Here is a 14,157-nt window from a genome sequence, read left to right as displayed (position 1 = left end):
CCGGCGGCTCCTCGGCGCACCGCGCGGGCCGCCCGGCGCCCGGGTCCGGGCAGCCGGCCGCCTCCTCGGCGGGCGGCTCGCGGGGCGGCGGAGCCTGCGCCGGGCCGCCCGCCCCGTGGTCGGAGCGCGTCCGGCAGGCGGCCAGCCACAGGGCGTCGGCGAACTGCTGCCAGTCCAGATCCCGCGGCCCCCGCCGGTCGGCCCCGTCGGCTCTGCCCGGGTCCCGGGTCATGCCGGGCCCGCGGCGTCCAGCCGGTGCCAGACGGCGTGCAGGAGCTCCTCCCACTCGGGACCGGGCGTGTGGGCGCGGGAGGTGCGCAGGTACACGGCGTTCAGCAGCTGGTCGGCGGCGAGACCGCCGTCGTGCCTGCTGCGCTCGACGAACGTGTGGATCAGCTCGCGGGCGCGCGCGTCGACGCCGTCACCCAGGTGGGCGGCCACGATGGCGGCCAGCTGGTCGGCGTCCGGGTCGGGCAGCCGCAGCTGAAGGCAGCGGCGCAGGAACGCGGGCGGGAACTCCCGCTCGCCGTTGCTGGTGATGATCACGACGGGGAACGCGCGGCAGCGCACCCGGCCGCCCGCGACGACCGCCGACCGCCCCGGGTCGTCGGTCAGCACCCGCACGGCCGGCCGGCGGCCGCGGATGCGCACCAGCTCGGGCACCGTGTACTCGCCCGCCTCGAAGATGTCCAGCAGGTCGTTGGGCAGGTCGATGTCGCTCTTGTCGAACTCGTCGATGAGCAGCACCCGCGGCAGCCGGTGCGGGAGCATCGCCGTGCCCAGCGGGCCGAGCTGCAGGAAGTCCCCCACGTCCGACGGGTCGGGCTCGGCGAGCCGCCCGCCCGGCTCGCCCTGCCCGGCCTGCCTCCCGGTCTCAGCCGCCCGCTGGCCGGCGGCCGCCGCGTGGATCCGGCCGACCGCGTCGTACCCGTACAGGCCCGACGGCAGCGTGGTGCGGGTGGTGATCGGCCAGCGCAGCACGCGGCCGAGCCGCAGCTCGCGGCTGACGCGGTACGCCAGGGTCGACTTGCCGGTGCCCGGACGGCCCGTCACCAGCAGCGGGCGGCGCAGCAACAGCGCCGCGTTGACCAGGTCGGCCTCCTGGACCGACGGGCGCACCGACAGCGGCGACGAGCCCAGCCGGCGCACCGCGTCCTGCTCGTCCTCGGGCGGCGCGGGCGGCTCGGTCAGCGGCTCGCCGCCCCGGGCCGGTAACTCCCCGGCCGCGCCGTCGCCGTCCAGGCGGCCCGACTCGCCGTCGAAGGTGCGCCACGGAGGCGGCGGCGGAAGGATGTCCTCCAGGCGTACGTCGTGCAGCGGCCGGCCCGTGCCCTGGTAGATCCACCAGGAGCGGGGCACGGCGCCGGGCAGGGGGTCGGAGCCGCCGCCGTGAACAGGACCGCCCGGCCGCCGCGGCGGCTCCGCGTCGTTCATCGGCTGCTCACCCCCTGGCCTGGTCCGGCCCGGTCAACCGCCCCTGTGTCTCCACGGGACGCGTGGGATCGTCCCAGACGAGCACGACATGGCGCCCAGGGTGCCGCTCCCCTTCCGGGGAGAGGTCCGCGTGGGCTTCCAGCCGCAACTGTGTCACGGCTTCACGCAGTCCTGCTACGTATCCGTCGGCGTCGGCCGAATTTCGCCTCAGGTCGTGAACGAGACCGGGGTCGCGCGAGCGGCGCCGGTCCCACACCACCGCGGGAATCCCGGCCCGCAAGGCGACCAGCGCCTCACGCGTCCCTTCCGGCGTGCTGCCCGGCGGCGCGCTGAGCACCAGCGCGGTGACATGCGGATCGGCATTCAGCCTCGCCAGCAGCGCGCTCGGATCCCGCGGATGCGAACTGTCCGGATCCTGCCCCTCGACCACCGCCTGCCGGGACTGGGACGGCTGGCTGGCGAACGCCTTCCACCGCATCCGCCACGGCCAGTGCAGCCACGACTGCCGGCTCCGCTCCAGACTGCGCACGACCACCGGGTAGCTCAGGCACAGCGGGGTGGCCAGCTCGCTGTCCAGCCCCAGCCGCCACAGGTGCACCGGCATGTTCAGATCGTCGGAGGCCAGGACGAACTCCAGGTGGATGCGCCGGGCGTCCACCCAGTCCTCGGCCGCCTGGTAGACCAGCTCCTGCACCGCCCGCTCGGCCGTGGCCGCGGTGACCTTCCTGGCCTCCCCGCGCACCGGCCGCCAGCCCTCGGGATCGTAGGAGTGCCAGGAGGACAGCTCGTAGCGGCCCGGCTGGTCCTGCGGCAGCAGCCGGATCACCAGGTAGGCGTCGTACGGCTCGGCGGGGGCCGCGTGCACCACCTGCCGGCGCAGCTCCCGCAGGCGCTCGGTCAGGGACAGCCCGCGGGCCTGCTCGTCGGCCCACGCGCGGAGCGCCTCGCCCTCCTCCCACGGCGCCTGCGCGGCCAGCCGCTCGACCAGGGCCAGCCCGGGCGGCAGGCCGCCGGACCGGGCGTTGAGCCGGGCCAGCGCCTCGAACGCGGCCCAGGGCCCGGGGAAGGGCGGCAGGTCGTGCAGCGGGCCCGCGGCCGCCCGGGCCAGCCGCCCCAGGTGCGCCACCTCCATGCCCTCCAGCAGGCCGCGCAGCCGCGCGGTGGCCGACGGCGGCAGCGCCGGCCGGGCCGTCACCTGCTCCACGACCGCGTCCAACTGCTCCATGGCCGGCACGCCCGGCGCCAGCAGATCCAGGGCGGAGCGCAGCGCCGCCATCGTCCGGCCGTCGTCCAGGCACCGTTCGGCCAGCTCGGCCAGGAAGTAGTCGGTCACCCGGTGGTCCCGCATCTTCACCGTCGCCGTCCCCAGCGACCGGTCGATCAGGCGCAGGCACTGCGCGCGGGGGTCCGGATCGGTCAGGCAGCGGAACTCCCTGAACACCGTGACGAGGGCTTTGACCGGCGTCAGGCCGTCTCCCCCCATGGCCGTCATGGCCCATTCCTCCCCCGAACCCCCCACCGCCGGTCCCCGTCGCCAGCGGCCTGCCCGCCGTCCCCGCCGCCATCACGCCGCGCGGACTGCCGGACAACGTGTATGCCCCGATACTCGCCCCTGCCACACATCGCGGGGCGCGCGCGACACGCCGGGCCGGCCGGCTGCCCCCGGGACTACCGCAGGCCCAGGGTCGCCATGCGCCGCCCCAACTCCGCGACCGCGGGCGCGCCGGGGGACAGCACGGCCAGCACGGCCAGCAGGTCCGCCCAGGCCCGGTAGTCCTCGCACGTGCGCAGCAGGGCCAGCGCCTCGCCGTGCGTGTCGGGCTGCCGGTTCACGGCCGTGCCCACGGCCGGCAGCTCGTCGAGGAGCTGCTGCCAGCGCTCCCGGGAGGTCAGCCCCGGTACGCGCAGCAGGAGCTCGGCGAGCCCGCCGAGCTCGTCGGTCCGCAGCCGCCGCGGGCCCGGCCGCGGCGCGGGCGCCACCGCCAGGCCCCCGTCCGGACCGCCGCCCGGGGGGCGGGGCCCGTACGGCTGCTCCCGGGCCTCCCACCCCGACGGGTCGTCCCGCGCTCCCCGGGCTTCCCGTCCCGCCCGCGCCGGCGCGCCGACGGCCGGCGACAGGTCGTGGATGAGCTCGAAGGCGAAGGCGGCGGCGTGCCCGGCGGCGACGGGCTGCCACTGCTCGTCGTGCGCCTCGTCCTTGTCGCCGAGCAGGTCGGAGATGCCGCGGACCACCAGGGCGTCGACGTCGCGGTTGACGTAGGCGCCGCTGAGGAACCCGTACGCCTCCATGTCGACGGCGACGGCGTCGCCCGCGCCGACGGCCAGCCGCCTGGCCGTCTCCGACCGCTCGTGCGCCACCACCCGGCCGCCGGCCGCGATCGGCTTGACGTACGCGCGCGGCTCGGCGCACGGGAGCGGGCGGTGGATCCGCCGCTGCCAGCGGTCCCGCGCCGCGATCAGACGGGCCCGCTGGACCAGCCGGTAGGACGGCTGATGGGTCTTCTGCCGCGGCAGGAAGCCGCTGTCGGTGTCCTTGCCGGTCTCGTAGTCGTAGACGGAGTCGGCGGCCACCACGTCGCCGAGCCGCACGTCCTTGCGGCCGCCCGCGACGCCGACGAACAGCACGGTCCGGGGTGCGAACAGCGCCACCGCCCGCTCCGCCATGACCGCGGCCGCGGGATTCCCCGGGCCCGTCATGTGGATCGCGACGAGCGGGCCGCCGGGCCCGTCGTCCGGCCGCCACCCGCCCGCCCCGCCGCACTCGCCGACCTCGAACAGCGACCCCCGTTCCTCACCCACCGGCCGCGGGCGCGCCAGGTGCGCGCGTACGGCCGCGTACTCCACCTCCAAGGCGGTCAGCACCACCACGTCGACCCGCACCGGCTCCCCCTCGCCGTCAGACCACACGGTTCCCCCCGTCCCCTTGATCCTCTTCCCCTGTGCGCCGGCCCCGCGGGTCCGGCCGCCCCTCGCGTCCGCACCGGCCCGGCGCCCGCCCGCCGCCGCGGGCACGCGCCGGCCGTGGTCACGCCCGGCCCAGGTCCGCGTACCGCACGATCTGCACGGCCAGCACCGCGACCAGGGCCGCCTCGGCGGCCGACACGCCGGCGAGCACGGCCCACATCGGGCGCCGGGTCCAGTAGACGACGAGCGAGGAGGCCGGCGCCACCGTGAACATCAGCAGGTCCACGCCCAGCTGGAGCCGCTTGCGGGACACCCGGTGCCGGTCGTCGCGGTGCGCCAGCTCCCAGCCGAAGGCGCGCGGCAGCCCGGGAGCCAGGGCCGCGAGCCGGGGGTCCAGCTCCTCGCGGATGTAGCGGCCGATGGCCGAGATCTTCTCGTCGTTGACCAGGTACGCCCACCCCAGCAGCACCGACGACGGCGGCAGCAGCAACAGGAGCTCGGCGTGCCCGCCGCCCTGGAGCGTGAAGGTGATGACGGCCGCCATGGCCGCGAGCGTGGCGTACAGCAGGTTGTCGCGGAAGCCGATGCGCGCCCGCTGCTCCTCCTTGACCTGCTCGTACTCCACGATGAGCAGTCGGCCGGCCATGGTGTCCTCGTCGCTCGGCACCGCAACCTCCCCCCGCCGGTGGCCTGCGACGACTTTACCGTCCGGCCCGTCCGGAGCCGGAGGCTTTCGGCCGTCAGCGTCTACGAGGTGACGACGCGTCAGGGGTCGGGGCCAGGTAGGCCGTCCACGCGGTGCCGGGCAGGTCGTGCCGGGTCCAGCCGCGCGCGTACGCCGGTGGCGCGGCGCGGCCGTACGCCAGCAGAGCGGTGGGCTCGCGGGCCGCGCGGCGCAGCAGCCCGGAGGCGGTGGTGGACCGGTTGTTGCCCGCCACCTCGGCCGACGCGCAGCCTCCCGCATACCCGACGGGCAGCGCGCGCGACCCGGTCACCAGGCACGGCGGCCGCAGCCCCAGGTCGCGCAGGCCCGCGGCGATGGTGCGGTAGTCGCGGGCGGTGGCGGCCGCGCCGTCCGCGTTGTCGCGCGCCACCCCGTACTGGCCGGACAGGTGCAGGGCGAACACAAGACCCAGCACGGCCGCCGCCGGCCCGGGCCGGCCGGTGCGCCGCACGGCGTGCACCGCGAGCGCGGCGAGCGGCAGCGCGGCCAGCGCGTAGGCGGGCAGCAGAAACCGGGGCGCCGAGTAGTCGATGAGGAACAGGTACGGCACCGCGAGGAGGACCGCGCAGGCCAGCGGCACCGCCGTGGGGCCCAGCGGGCGCACCCGGCGGCGGCGCACGCCCCAGGCGAGCGCGCCGGCCGCGAGCGCCGGCAGCGCCAGCCACCACAGCGTCAGCTCGACGTGCTCCAGCGGCTGGTCGCACGGGCGGCACAGCAGCGGCCCGTTGAGGCTGCGCAGCGCGGTGTCGGTGTTCAGGTGGGGCGCCATGCCGCCCTCGGTGTCGCTGGAGACCCGCAGCCGCTCCGGCACGCCCCCGAACCGGTCGTACGCCTCGTACACCCACTGCGCCGCGCCGAGCGCGAGCCCGCCGGCGAGCGCGGCCAGGGCGGGCCGCCAGGGCCGGTGGCAGGCGGCCGCGGCGACCAGCGGCAGCGCCAGCCAGCCGCCGTCGGGCGCCCGCACGAGCGTGACGGCCGCCATCAGGGCGGCCAGCCACACCAGGGCGCGCCGCTCGGCGGGGACCCGCAGGAACCAGCCCACGGCCGCCACCGCGCCGAGCGCCACCCACAGGTTCGGCATCGCCTGAGACCCGCTGAGCACGGTGATCCACAGCCCGGCGAACAGCAGCGCCGCGAGCGCCGCCGCGCCGCGGCCCACCAGCGGCCGCCAGGTGCGGAAGGCGGCGTACAGGGCGGCGCTCGCGAGCAGCGCGAGGACCACGCGCAGCACCGTCACCGAGGAGGTCGCCGCCACCACGGGCGCGACCAGGACGCTGGTGCCGCGCGAGCGCGGGGCGCTGAAGAAGGCGGCCGGGCGGCGCGGGTCGGCCTGCGAGACGTACACCGACTCGTCCCAGCCCAGGCCGTGCCGCATGCGCGGGACGATCAGGGCCAGCTGGACGGCGGCGTACCCGGCCGCGACCAGCGCCAGCCAGGGCACGCCGGGCCGCCCCCGGGCCGCGGGCCACGAGCGCCGGGCGCGGGCGGCGAGCACGGGCGCGGTCATGATCTGGCGCTCTCCTCCTCCGCGCGGCGGCCGCGCGCCGCGCCCCTCCACGGTCCGCGCGCCGGGGGTTCGGCGCCGGGGCGGCCGCGGCGGCGGACGCCCGCGCACGGTGCGTCGCCGAGAGCCGACGGCCCGTCACGCCACGTTACCCGACATGCCGGGCGGTTCGTCGCGAGCGAGACATACGGGAGGGGGGGACCGCACGCGTGTGCGGGTGCCCGGCGCGCAGCCCCGGGTCAGGGCTTGCGCGCCACCCCGGCGTACATCGACACGTCGGCCGGGCTGATGCCGGGCGGCGGCTCCCGGTCCGGCTTCCACAGGTGCGGCATCGTCACCCCGGGTTCCACCAGCTCCAGTCCGCTGAAGAAGTCCGCGACCTCCGTACGGCCGCGTACCTGCGCCCGGATGCCGCCGCTGCCGTAGACCGCGCCGACCCGCTCCCAGGCCTCGGGGGCGAAGCCGGGGGTGCAGTGCGAGAGCATCAGGTAGCTGCCCGAGGGCAGCGCGCCGACCAGGTGCGCGACGACCTCGTACGGCCCGTCCTCGTCCCGGACGAAGTGCAGCAGGGCGCCCAGGCACAGCGCCACCGGCCGGCCGAGGTCCAGCGTCCCGCGCAGCTCGGCGGCGCCCAGGATGCCGGCCGGGTCGCGCACGTCGGCCTGGATGTAGCTGGTGCGGCCCGCCGCGGTGCCCTTCAGCAGCGCCTGGGCGTACACCAGCACGATCGGGTCGTTGTCGGCGTAGACCACCCGGCACTCCGGGGCGACGGCCTGCGCGACCTGGTGCAGGTTCGGCTCGGTCGGGATGCCCGTGCCGACGTCGAGGAACTGGCGTATGCCGGCCTCGGCGGCCAGCCAGCGCACCGCCCGGTGCATGAACGCCCGGTTGACGCGGGCGCACGTCCGCATGCCGGGGAAGACCTCCAGGACCCGGGCGGCGGCCTCCGCGTCGGCCTCGTAGTGGTCCTTGCCGCCGAGGTAGTGGTCGTACATCCGGGCCGGGTGCGGCTGTGTGGTGTCGACGCGTACGGGCGTGGAGCCGGTCACGCGGCTCTCCTTCCGCGCGGGGTGGACGGGTCGGCCCGGGCCGGCTCCGGCCCGACGAGCAGGAAGTCGGCGGCCCCGGTCTTGGCGCCCTGGATGAATCCCTCGATCTCGTGGCGCGCGTAGATCAGCGCCGGCCCGTCCGGGTCGGTCGACTGCCGTACCGCCACCCGGCCGTCTCCCAGCTTGAGCACCTCCACGCACGCGCCGCCGTTGGGTCCGCTCCAGGGTTTGCTCCAGCCCTCCGTGCCGAGGTCCTTGGCCGGCATGCCGTTGTAGATGCGATCCACCTGATCCACGTTCACAGCTCCTTGCGAATGTCACGGAGGAACGCCTCCGTACGCCGCACCGGTGTCGCCTGCGTGCACATCCGGTCCATGACCTGCAGGTACGCGGCCACGTCGGCGCGTTGGTCGAGATACACGGCGCTGGTCAGACCCTCGGCGTAGACGATGTCCGGCAGTTCCGGCACCTTGAACCGGAACAGCTGGAAGGGCCCGCCCATACCCGGGTGCGGCCCCGCGGCGAACGGCACCACCTGCAGGGTGACGTTCGGCATCTGGACGGCCTCGATGAGGCGGTCGACCTGCGCCCGCATGACGTCCGGCCCGCCGACGTTGACGTGCAGGGCCGCCTCGTCCATGACGGCCCACAGGTGCGGCGGCTCCGGGCGGGTGAGCAGCCCCTGGCGCTCCGTGCGGAGCGCCACCCGGCGGTCGATCTCCTGGTCGGACGCGCCGGGGAAACCGATCTCCAGCAGCGCGCGGGCGTAGTCCTCGGTCTGCAGCAGACCCGGGACGAACTGCGGCTCGTACGCGCGGATACGGCTCGCGGCGCCCTCCAGGGACACGTAGAGGCCGAACCAGTCCGGCAGCACGTCGCGGAACCGGTGCCACCAGCCGGGCCTGTTGGCCTCCTCCGCCAGGCGCAGGAAGGCGGTGATCTCCTCCTCCCTGGTGCCGTAGGTGCGCAGCAGCTTCTCGACGTACGGCAGCTTCAGGCCGACCTCGGCCTTCTCCATCCTGCGGACCGTGGTCTGGTTGACGTGCAGCGCCCGGGCCGCCTCGGCGTAGCTGACGCCGGCCTTCTCGCGCAGGTCCCGCAGCCGCATGCCCAGGACCATCTGCCCGACGGTCGGCCCAGACCGTGCTTCTCCCACGTCGAACCTCCTCGGACAGCCCAGCGGCATATTCAGTGTGCCATGCCGGCGATGCGCGAAACAGAGTGCTGAGGGCACTTTGCATTTTGCAGAATGCCTCTTGCCAACTGTCGTGAACGGCGAGGATAGTGGGAGACGTGCCCGGCCCCCGGCGGCCGGGCGCACGCGGACGCACGGCACCCAGTCCCGCAGGGCAGATGGAAGGCGAACGGGCGTGGCACTCCCTCCTCGCACGACGAAGGGCCGCCCGCTGAGCGGCGGCCGCCACGACGGCGGCCCGCGCCAGGAGAGCTTCCGCCTGCCCGCGCGGGGGGCGTCGGTCGCCGCGGCCCGGCGCCGCGTCCGCTCTCGTCTCCCCTTGTGGGGATTCCGCGACGAGGTCTGCCATGCCGCCGAGCTGGTGATGTCGGAGTTGTTCACCAACGCGGTCGTCCACACCCGCAGCCGGCACATCCGGTGCCTGCTGCGCGCGGAGGGCGGGCAGTCGCTGTACGTCGAGGTGGCCGACCAGGGCGGGGGACCGGTCGGCCCCGACCCGCGCCACGCGGGTACGGAGGACGAGAGCGGACGCGGGCTGGCACTGGTGCGCGCGCTGGTCGACGCGTGGGGCGACCATCCCGGGGCCGACGGCGGCCGGGTGGTCTGGGCCCAGTTAGGCGGCGCGGCCTGACCGCTGCGGCGGCTCGTGCCCGCGTCGGCTCACGGCCTCGCTCCGGCCCCGGCCCGGGGCACGCGGCCGACTCGGCGCCCCGGACCCGGCCGTGCGGCGCGCCGCCGCCTGACGGCCGCCCGCGCGGCCCCTGACACGCCTCGGCCCGGACGGCCAAGCCGACCGGGCCACCGCCAAACCCCGCGAGCCGGGTGCTACGCGCGGTGGCGCACCGCCGCGGACCCCCCGCCCTGGCCCTCGTGCCGCTCGCCGCCCCGGGAGGACCTGCACGCGCCCGCGTCCGGGTGCGCGGCACCCGCCCGCCCCCGCGCCGCGCGCCGGGCCGGCCGCCGGACCAGGCGGAACCGCCGCCGCGCGGCCGGATCCGCGGCCGACCCGTCGCGGTCGCAGAACCCGGCGCACCGGGAGCCCTGGCCCGCGTCGTCCGCCCGGCTCGCCCGGCTTCCCGTGCCGTCCCGCCGGGCCCGTCCGGCACCGCCCGTCCTGCCCGCGCCGCCCGTATCCGTACTGTCCGTTCCCTTCGGGCCGCCCGGCCCGCTCGCGGAGGGCGCGCCGCCCGGGAGGGGACCGCCGCCAGGCGGCGGATCGGCGCCCGCGGCCGCGCCCCCGGCGTCGGCCGGCCGGGACCCGGCCGCCGCCGGGCCGGCGTCCGCGCCGTGCAGGGTCAGCATCACCAGGCCGACGCCCGCGACGCCGCCCGCCGCCAGGGCCAGCAGCGTGCCCGCCGTGCCGTGCCGGAAGTGCTCGCCCAGGGCGAGCAGGCCGACCGCGGAGGCGACCACCGGGTTGACCACGGTCGAGGCCGCCAGCGGAGCGGCGAGGCCGGCACCCTGGTACGACGCCTGGGACAGCAGCACCCCGGCCGTGGCCAGCAGCGCGATCATGCCGAAGCTGGGCAGCCCGTCCTGCCAGGAGTCCCAGCTCAGCTCCACCGTCACGTTCTTGGTGAACACCGAGGCCACGCCGAAGCTGGTCCCGGCCGCCGTGGCCAGCAGCATGCTGCGCAGGATGGGGATCCGCAGCCAGCGGGCCGCCGCCGTCAGCACGGCCACAGAACCCAGCGTGACCGCGCTGAGCACCGCCCGCTCGTCCGACGCCAGCGCCTGGGCGTCGGACGAGCCGGTCAGCGACAGCATCCCGGCGAGCCCCACCGTGGCCAGCACCGCGCCCCGCCACGCCGCGGCGGCGGCCGGGCGGCGGACGAACACCGCGGCCATCGGCAGCGCGAAGACGATCGTCAGGGCGCCGAGCGGCTGCACCACGCTCAGCGGCCCGTACGCCAGCGCGGCCACGTGCAGCACGCCGCCCGCGCCGTTGAGGACCAGGGCCGCCCACCAGGTGCCGCGGCGCAGGGGCACGAACGGCTGGTCCGGCGTCGTCGCCGCGACCCGCTCCTGAAGAAGGGCACCGGCCGCATAGCAGACCGCCGAGACCAGTGCCAGCAGCACGGACAGCGCGAGGGAGGTCACGTCAGGGCCCGCTGGGCCGGTGGGTCTTCGTCCATCTCTCTACCATGACGGATCAATCCCGTTCCGTCCTCGTCCATAAGCACGCACTTACGCGTACTACAGGCGCAGTACGGCGTATGACGTCCACCATGCGGACACCGGCGGCCGGGCGCTGGGCACTCACCACCATCCGCCCGTCACGCGCGCCGCCGCCGGCGGGCCGTGGCCGCCGCTGTACGGGCCCGCTGGGCCAGCTCGTTCTGGGGCGCGGCCGGGCGGTAGACGGTCAGCGCTCCGGGCAGCTTGTCGATGACCAGCCCCCCGGCCGGGGCCGGCGCCACCTCGCCGTCGAAGGCGTGCACGTCCCTGCCCGTCAGGCCCGACAGGGTCAGCCGCCGCAGCCGCGCGGAGGTGTAGACGTGCGAGGGCCGCCCCAGCGTGCCGGTGAGCGCGCCCGCCAGCACCCGCAGGCGGGCCAGCGGCCGCTCGCCGTCGACCGCGCGGACGTCCAGCAGCCCGTCGTCCAGCCGCTGCCGGAAGGCGGGCGCGAAGCCCTCGGGGGAGTAGCGGCCGTTGCCGACGAACAGCAGCCACAGGCGCCGCCGCCGGCCGTTCACCTCGATCTCCATGGGGCTCGCCGTGCGCAGGACGCGGGAGAGCGCCACGGCCGCGGCCGGCCACTTGCCCAGCCGTCCCCGCAGGCGCTCGCGGACGGCCACCAGTTCGGGGTACAGGCCGAGGCTGAAGGTGTTCACGAAGTGCACCGGCGCGCCGGGCGGCCCGCCGGCGGGCGTGGCGCGGGCCACGTCCACCGCGACGGCGTCGCCCTTGGCCACGGCGTGCGCGGTGTCCTCCACCGCCGGGACGCCCACGTCCAGCGCGAAGTGGTCCAGCGTGCCGCCCGGGAACACCGCCAGCGGCAGTCCGCGCTCGGCGGCCAGCGCCGCCGCCGCGTTCACGCTGCCGTCCCCGCCGCACACGCCCAGGGCCCCGCCCCGCTCGGCGGCGCGGCGGGCGGCCCGGTCCAGCAGCGCGGCGAAGTCGTCGTCCGGCCCGCACTCCAGGATCTCGGCGGCGGGCAGCAGGGTGCGCAGCCGCTCGGTGAGGGACAGCCCGGGCGCGGCGGCCCCGGGGCCCGCCCGGCCGTTGACCACCACCGCCAGGCCGTCGCCGTCCGGCAGCGCGGGCGCCGGCACGCGCGGGCGGGCCGCCTCGGCCGGGGCCTCGGGGCGCGGCGGCCACCAGCGGCAGGTCAGCAGGGCCGCGCCCGCGCCGAGGGCGACGCCCGCCAGCACGTCGCCGGGATAGTGCACGCCCACGTACACGCGCGAGACGGCGACCGCCGCCGCCAGCGGCGCCACCAGCGCCCCGTACCGGCCCGACTCCAGCGCGACCCCGGTGGCGAAGGCGGCGGCGGAGGCCGAGTGGCCGGAGGGGAAGGAGCTGGAGCGCGGCTGCCGGGCCAGCCGCCGCACCAGCGGCACGTCCGCGACGAGCGGGCGGCGGCGCCCCACCGTCCACTTGACCACCAGGTTCGACGCCAGCGAGGCCGCCGCGAGCGCACCGGTGCCGCGCAGGGCGGCGCGCCGCGCGGTCCGCCCGCCCACCGCAGCCAGCACCCCGGCCGTGCCCAGCCACAGCCGGCCGTGGTTGGCCGCGCGGGTCAGCCGGGGCAGCACCGCGTCCACCCCGGGCGGGTGGGCGGCGGCCACCCGGGCGAACAGCAGCCGGTCGAGCTCACTGATGCGCGTCATGTCCACACGGCTATCCCGGAACGGCGCGCGCACACCCAGGCCGCCGCCGGTGCCGGGCGCGCGGGGCTCAGCGGGCCGCGAACACCACCCACACCGGGCCGCGCGCGAAGGGGAGCCGGTCGCCGTCCGGCGTCCGGTAGGCCGTGCCGCTGCCGCCGCCGGGCCGCGACCAGCGGGCGTCGTACGCCCTGCCGTCCCGCAGCACCAGCGCCCGGCCGGAGCCGACGGTCTCGGTGAAGGGCGAGACGCTGCCCCACCGGTCGTGGTAGCGGGACGGGCGGACGGTCACGTACTGCACGACGACCGTCGCGGCGGCCAGCCGCCGCCCGTCCGCCGTGCGGGCCGGACCGCCGTCCATCGACACCAGCCACCGCGCGCCATCACCCGACCAGGTGAACGTGAAGCGCGCGGCCGGGTAGCGGACGGTCTGCTCCGTACGGGCCCGGCCGCCCGCGGGCGCCGCGCCGAACCGGAAGCCGATGTCCGCCGCGTCGCTCGCGCGGGGCGCCGCGCGCAGCGCCTCCGCGGGGCGCACGTAGAGGTTGTGCGGCGCCGCCCGGTCCTGACTGCGCTCGTACGCGCGGGGCGCCGTGCCGGGCGTCACCGGGTACAGCGGCGCGCGGTCCACGGCCGGCTGGAGCCTGCCCTGGACCCCGGAGTAGGCGAGCGCCGGTCGGCCGAACTGCCGCAGCAGCTCCAGGTCGGACTCGCGGGCGCTGCGCACCGGGCCAGCGGTGGGCGGCAGGTGCGCGGAGTACACGGCCATCAGACGGCTCAGCCCGCCCTCCACCTGTTCGGCGTACACGATGTCGGCCCGGTCCAGGCCGGTCGGCGGGCGGGCCGCGGCGGCGTTGTCGACCTTCACCGCGAGGACGGGCGCCCGTCCGGCCGGCTCGCCGGTGAACGGCGACTCCGGCCGGGAGGAGCCGTCCCCGTCCCCGCCCTGGCAGCCGGCGGCCGCGAGCAGCAGCGCGGCCGCGAGCAGGGCGCCCGCCCGCCGCGGCCGGGCCCCGCGGCGGGCGGGCCGCGCGGACCCCGGGCGCGGTGGGGGACACGGCAACCGTCTGACGCGCACAGCCCCGCACCTCCCCACCGCCGACCGGCCCTTGGCCGGCCCGGCTCACCACGGACGTGTTCCCGCTCAGCTCACCACGGGCCGGGGCGGGCGGCCAGTGGACCCGCCGGGACCGGTCGCCTGTCCGCCCTTCGGGAAATCACCGCGCGCGGCGTTCGCGGCGTCGTTAACCTGGCGACATGTCCGGTTCAGCCGAAGGAGTGTGCCGTGACCCCCGACAAGACGCAGCGCGACGACCTCACGTCGGATGATCGAGAACGGCTCGCGGGGCCGTCCGAGGTGGGCAGCCTGGAGGTGTGGGCGCGGTCCGCGCCGATCCGGCTGGCCGGCTACGAGGACGACCTCGCCGAGCCGCACATCCTGCAGAGCGTGGACTGAACCGGGCGGGCACTGACCCGCGATGCGTTCCGGCACCCGAGGGCCGCCGGCCCGAGGGCCC

At 77.0% G+C, this 14,157-nt stretch carries 14 protein-coding genes; 2 read left to right on the top strand and 12 right to left on the bottom strand.

All coding sequences use genetic code 11. The features are described from left to right. The 9 genes from RKE29_RS09580 to RKE29_RS09540 all read right to left on the bottom strand — a co-directional run. On the bottom strand, window positions 1-232 hold a 232-nt coding region (locus RKE29_RS09580; protein WP_312004688.1), incomplete at its 3' end, for a hypothetical protein. After that, on the bottom strand, window positions 229-1,434 hold the full coding sequence (locus tag RKE29_RS09575; protein WP_312004687.1) for a MoxR family ATPase: 1,206 nt from the start codon (window positions 1,432-1,434) through the stop codon (window positions 229-231). The genes RKE29_RS09580 and RKE29_RS09575, both read right to left, overlap by 4 nt. Before the next feature lie 7 nt (window positions 1,435-1,441). Next, a complete protein-coding gene (locus RKE29_RS09570; protein WP_312004686.1) occupies window positions 1,442-2,926 on the bottom strand; it encodes a hypothetical protein in 1,485 nt (494 codons plus the stop codon). Between the two features lie 176 nt (window positions 2,927-3,102). Beyond that, window positions 3,103-4,341: a hypothetical protein gene (locus RKE29_RS09565; RefSeq protein WP_312004685.1), complete on the bottom strand. Its 1,239-nt coding sequence runs from the start codon at window positions 4,339-4,341 to the stop codon at window positions 3,103-3,105. A 118-nt stretch (window positions 4,342-4,459) separates the two neighbouring features. Next, a complete protein-coding gene (locus RKE29_RS09560; protein WP_312004684.1) occupies window positions 4,460-5,005 on the bottom strand; it encodes a hypothetical protein in 546 nt (181 codons plus the stop codon). Between the two features lie 73 nt (window positions 5,006-5,078). Continuing rightward, window positions 5,079-6,569 (bottom strand): hypothetical protein, encoded by a 1,491-nt coding sequence (locus RKE29_RS09555; protein ID WP_312004683.1) that lies wholly within the window; start codon window positions 6,567-6,569, stop codon window positions 5,079-5,081. Window positions 6,570-6,805: 236 nt separating this feature from the next. Beyond that, a complete protein-coding gene (locus tag RKE29_RS09550; protein WP_312004682.1) occupies window positions 6,806-7,615 on the bottom strand; it encodes an SAM-dependent methyltransferase in 810 nt (269 codons plus the stop codon). Continuing rightward, complete coding sequence (locus RKE29_RS09545) at window positions 7,612-7,881, bottom strand: DUF397 domain-containing protein (protein WP_312004690.1); 270 nt, start codon at window positions 7,879-7,881, stop codon at window positions 7,612-7,614. Before RKE29_RS09545 ends, RKE29_RS09550 begins: the two co-directional genes overlap by 4 nt. Window positions 7,882-7,913: 32 nt before the next feature. Next, window positions 7,914-8,771, bottom strand: coding sequence for a helix-turn-helix transcriptional regulator (locus RKE29_RS09540; RefSeq protein ID WP_312004681.1), 858 nt, complete (start codon window positions 8,769-8,771; stop codon window positions 7,914-7,916). Between the two features lie 214 nt (window positions 8,772-8,985). Between RKE29_RS09540 and RKE29_RS09535 the strand changes: the two genes are divergently transcribed. Beyond that, window positions 8,986-9,441 carry an ATP-binding protein gene (locus RKE29_RS09535; RefSeq protein ID WP_312004679.1) on the top strand — a complete coding sequence of 152 codons (456 nt, stop codon included), beginning with the start codon at window positions 8,986-8,988 and terminating at the stop codon, window positions 9,439-9,441. A gap of 194 nt (window positions 9,442-9,635) precedes the next feature. Here RKE29_RS09535 and RKE29_RS09530 read toward each other — a convergent pair whose 3' ends face one another. From RKE29_RS09530 to RKE29_RS09520, 3 genes are all read right to left on the bottom strand, one after another. Continuing rightward, window positions 9,636-10,910: a DMT family transporter gene (locus RKE29_RS09530; protein WP_312004678.1), complete on the bottom strand. Its 1,275-nt coding sequence runs from the start codon at window positions 10,908-10,910 to the stop codon at window positions 9,636-9,638. Between the two features lie 176 nt (window positions 10,911-11,086). Next, on the bottom strand, window positions 11,087-12,643 hold the full coding sequence (locus RKE29_RS09525) for a phosphatase PAP2 family protein (protein ID WP_312004676.1): 1,557 nt from the start codon (window positions 12,641-12,643) through the stop codon (window positions 11,087-11,089). 67 nt (window positions 12,644-12,710) lie between these two features. Next, window positions 12,711-13,628, bottom strand: coding sequence for a DUF3048 domain-containing protein (locus RKE29_RS09520; protein ID WP_312004689.1), 918 nt, complete (start codon window positions 13,626-13,628; stop codon window positions 12,711-12,713). Window positions 13,629-13,925: 297 nt separating this feature from the next. On the opposite strand from RKE29_RS09520, the gene RKE29_RS09515 reads away from it, so the two are divergent. Next, on the top strand, window positions 13,926-14,096 hold the full coding sequence (locus tag RKE29_RS09515; RefSeq protein WP_312004674.1) for a hypothetical protein: 171 nt from the start codon (window positions 13,926-13,928) through the stop codon (window positions 14,094-14,096). Window positions 14,097-14,157 lie beyond the last annotated feature (61 nt).

The sequence above is a fragment of the Streptomyces sp. B1866 genome, assembly GCF_031932565.1.
Lineage (GTDB): Bacteria > Actinomycetota > Actinomycetes > Streptomycetales > Streptomycetaceae > Streptomyces.
This window is presented reverse-complemented; position numbering and strand designations above follow the sequence as displayed.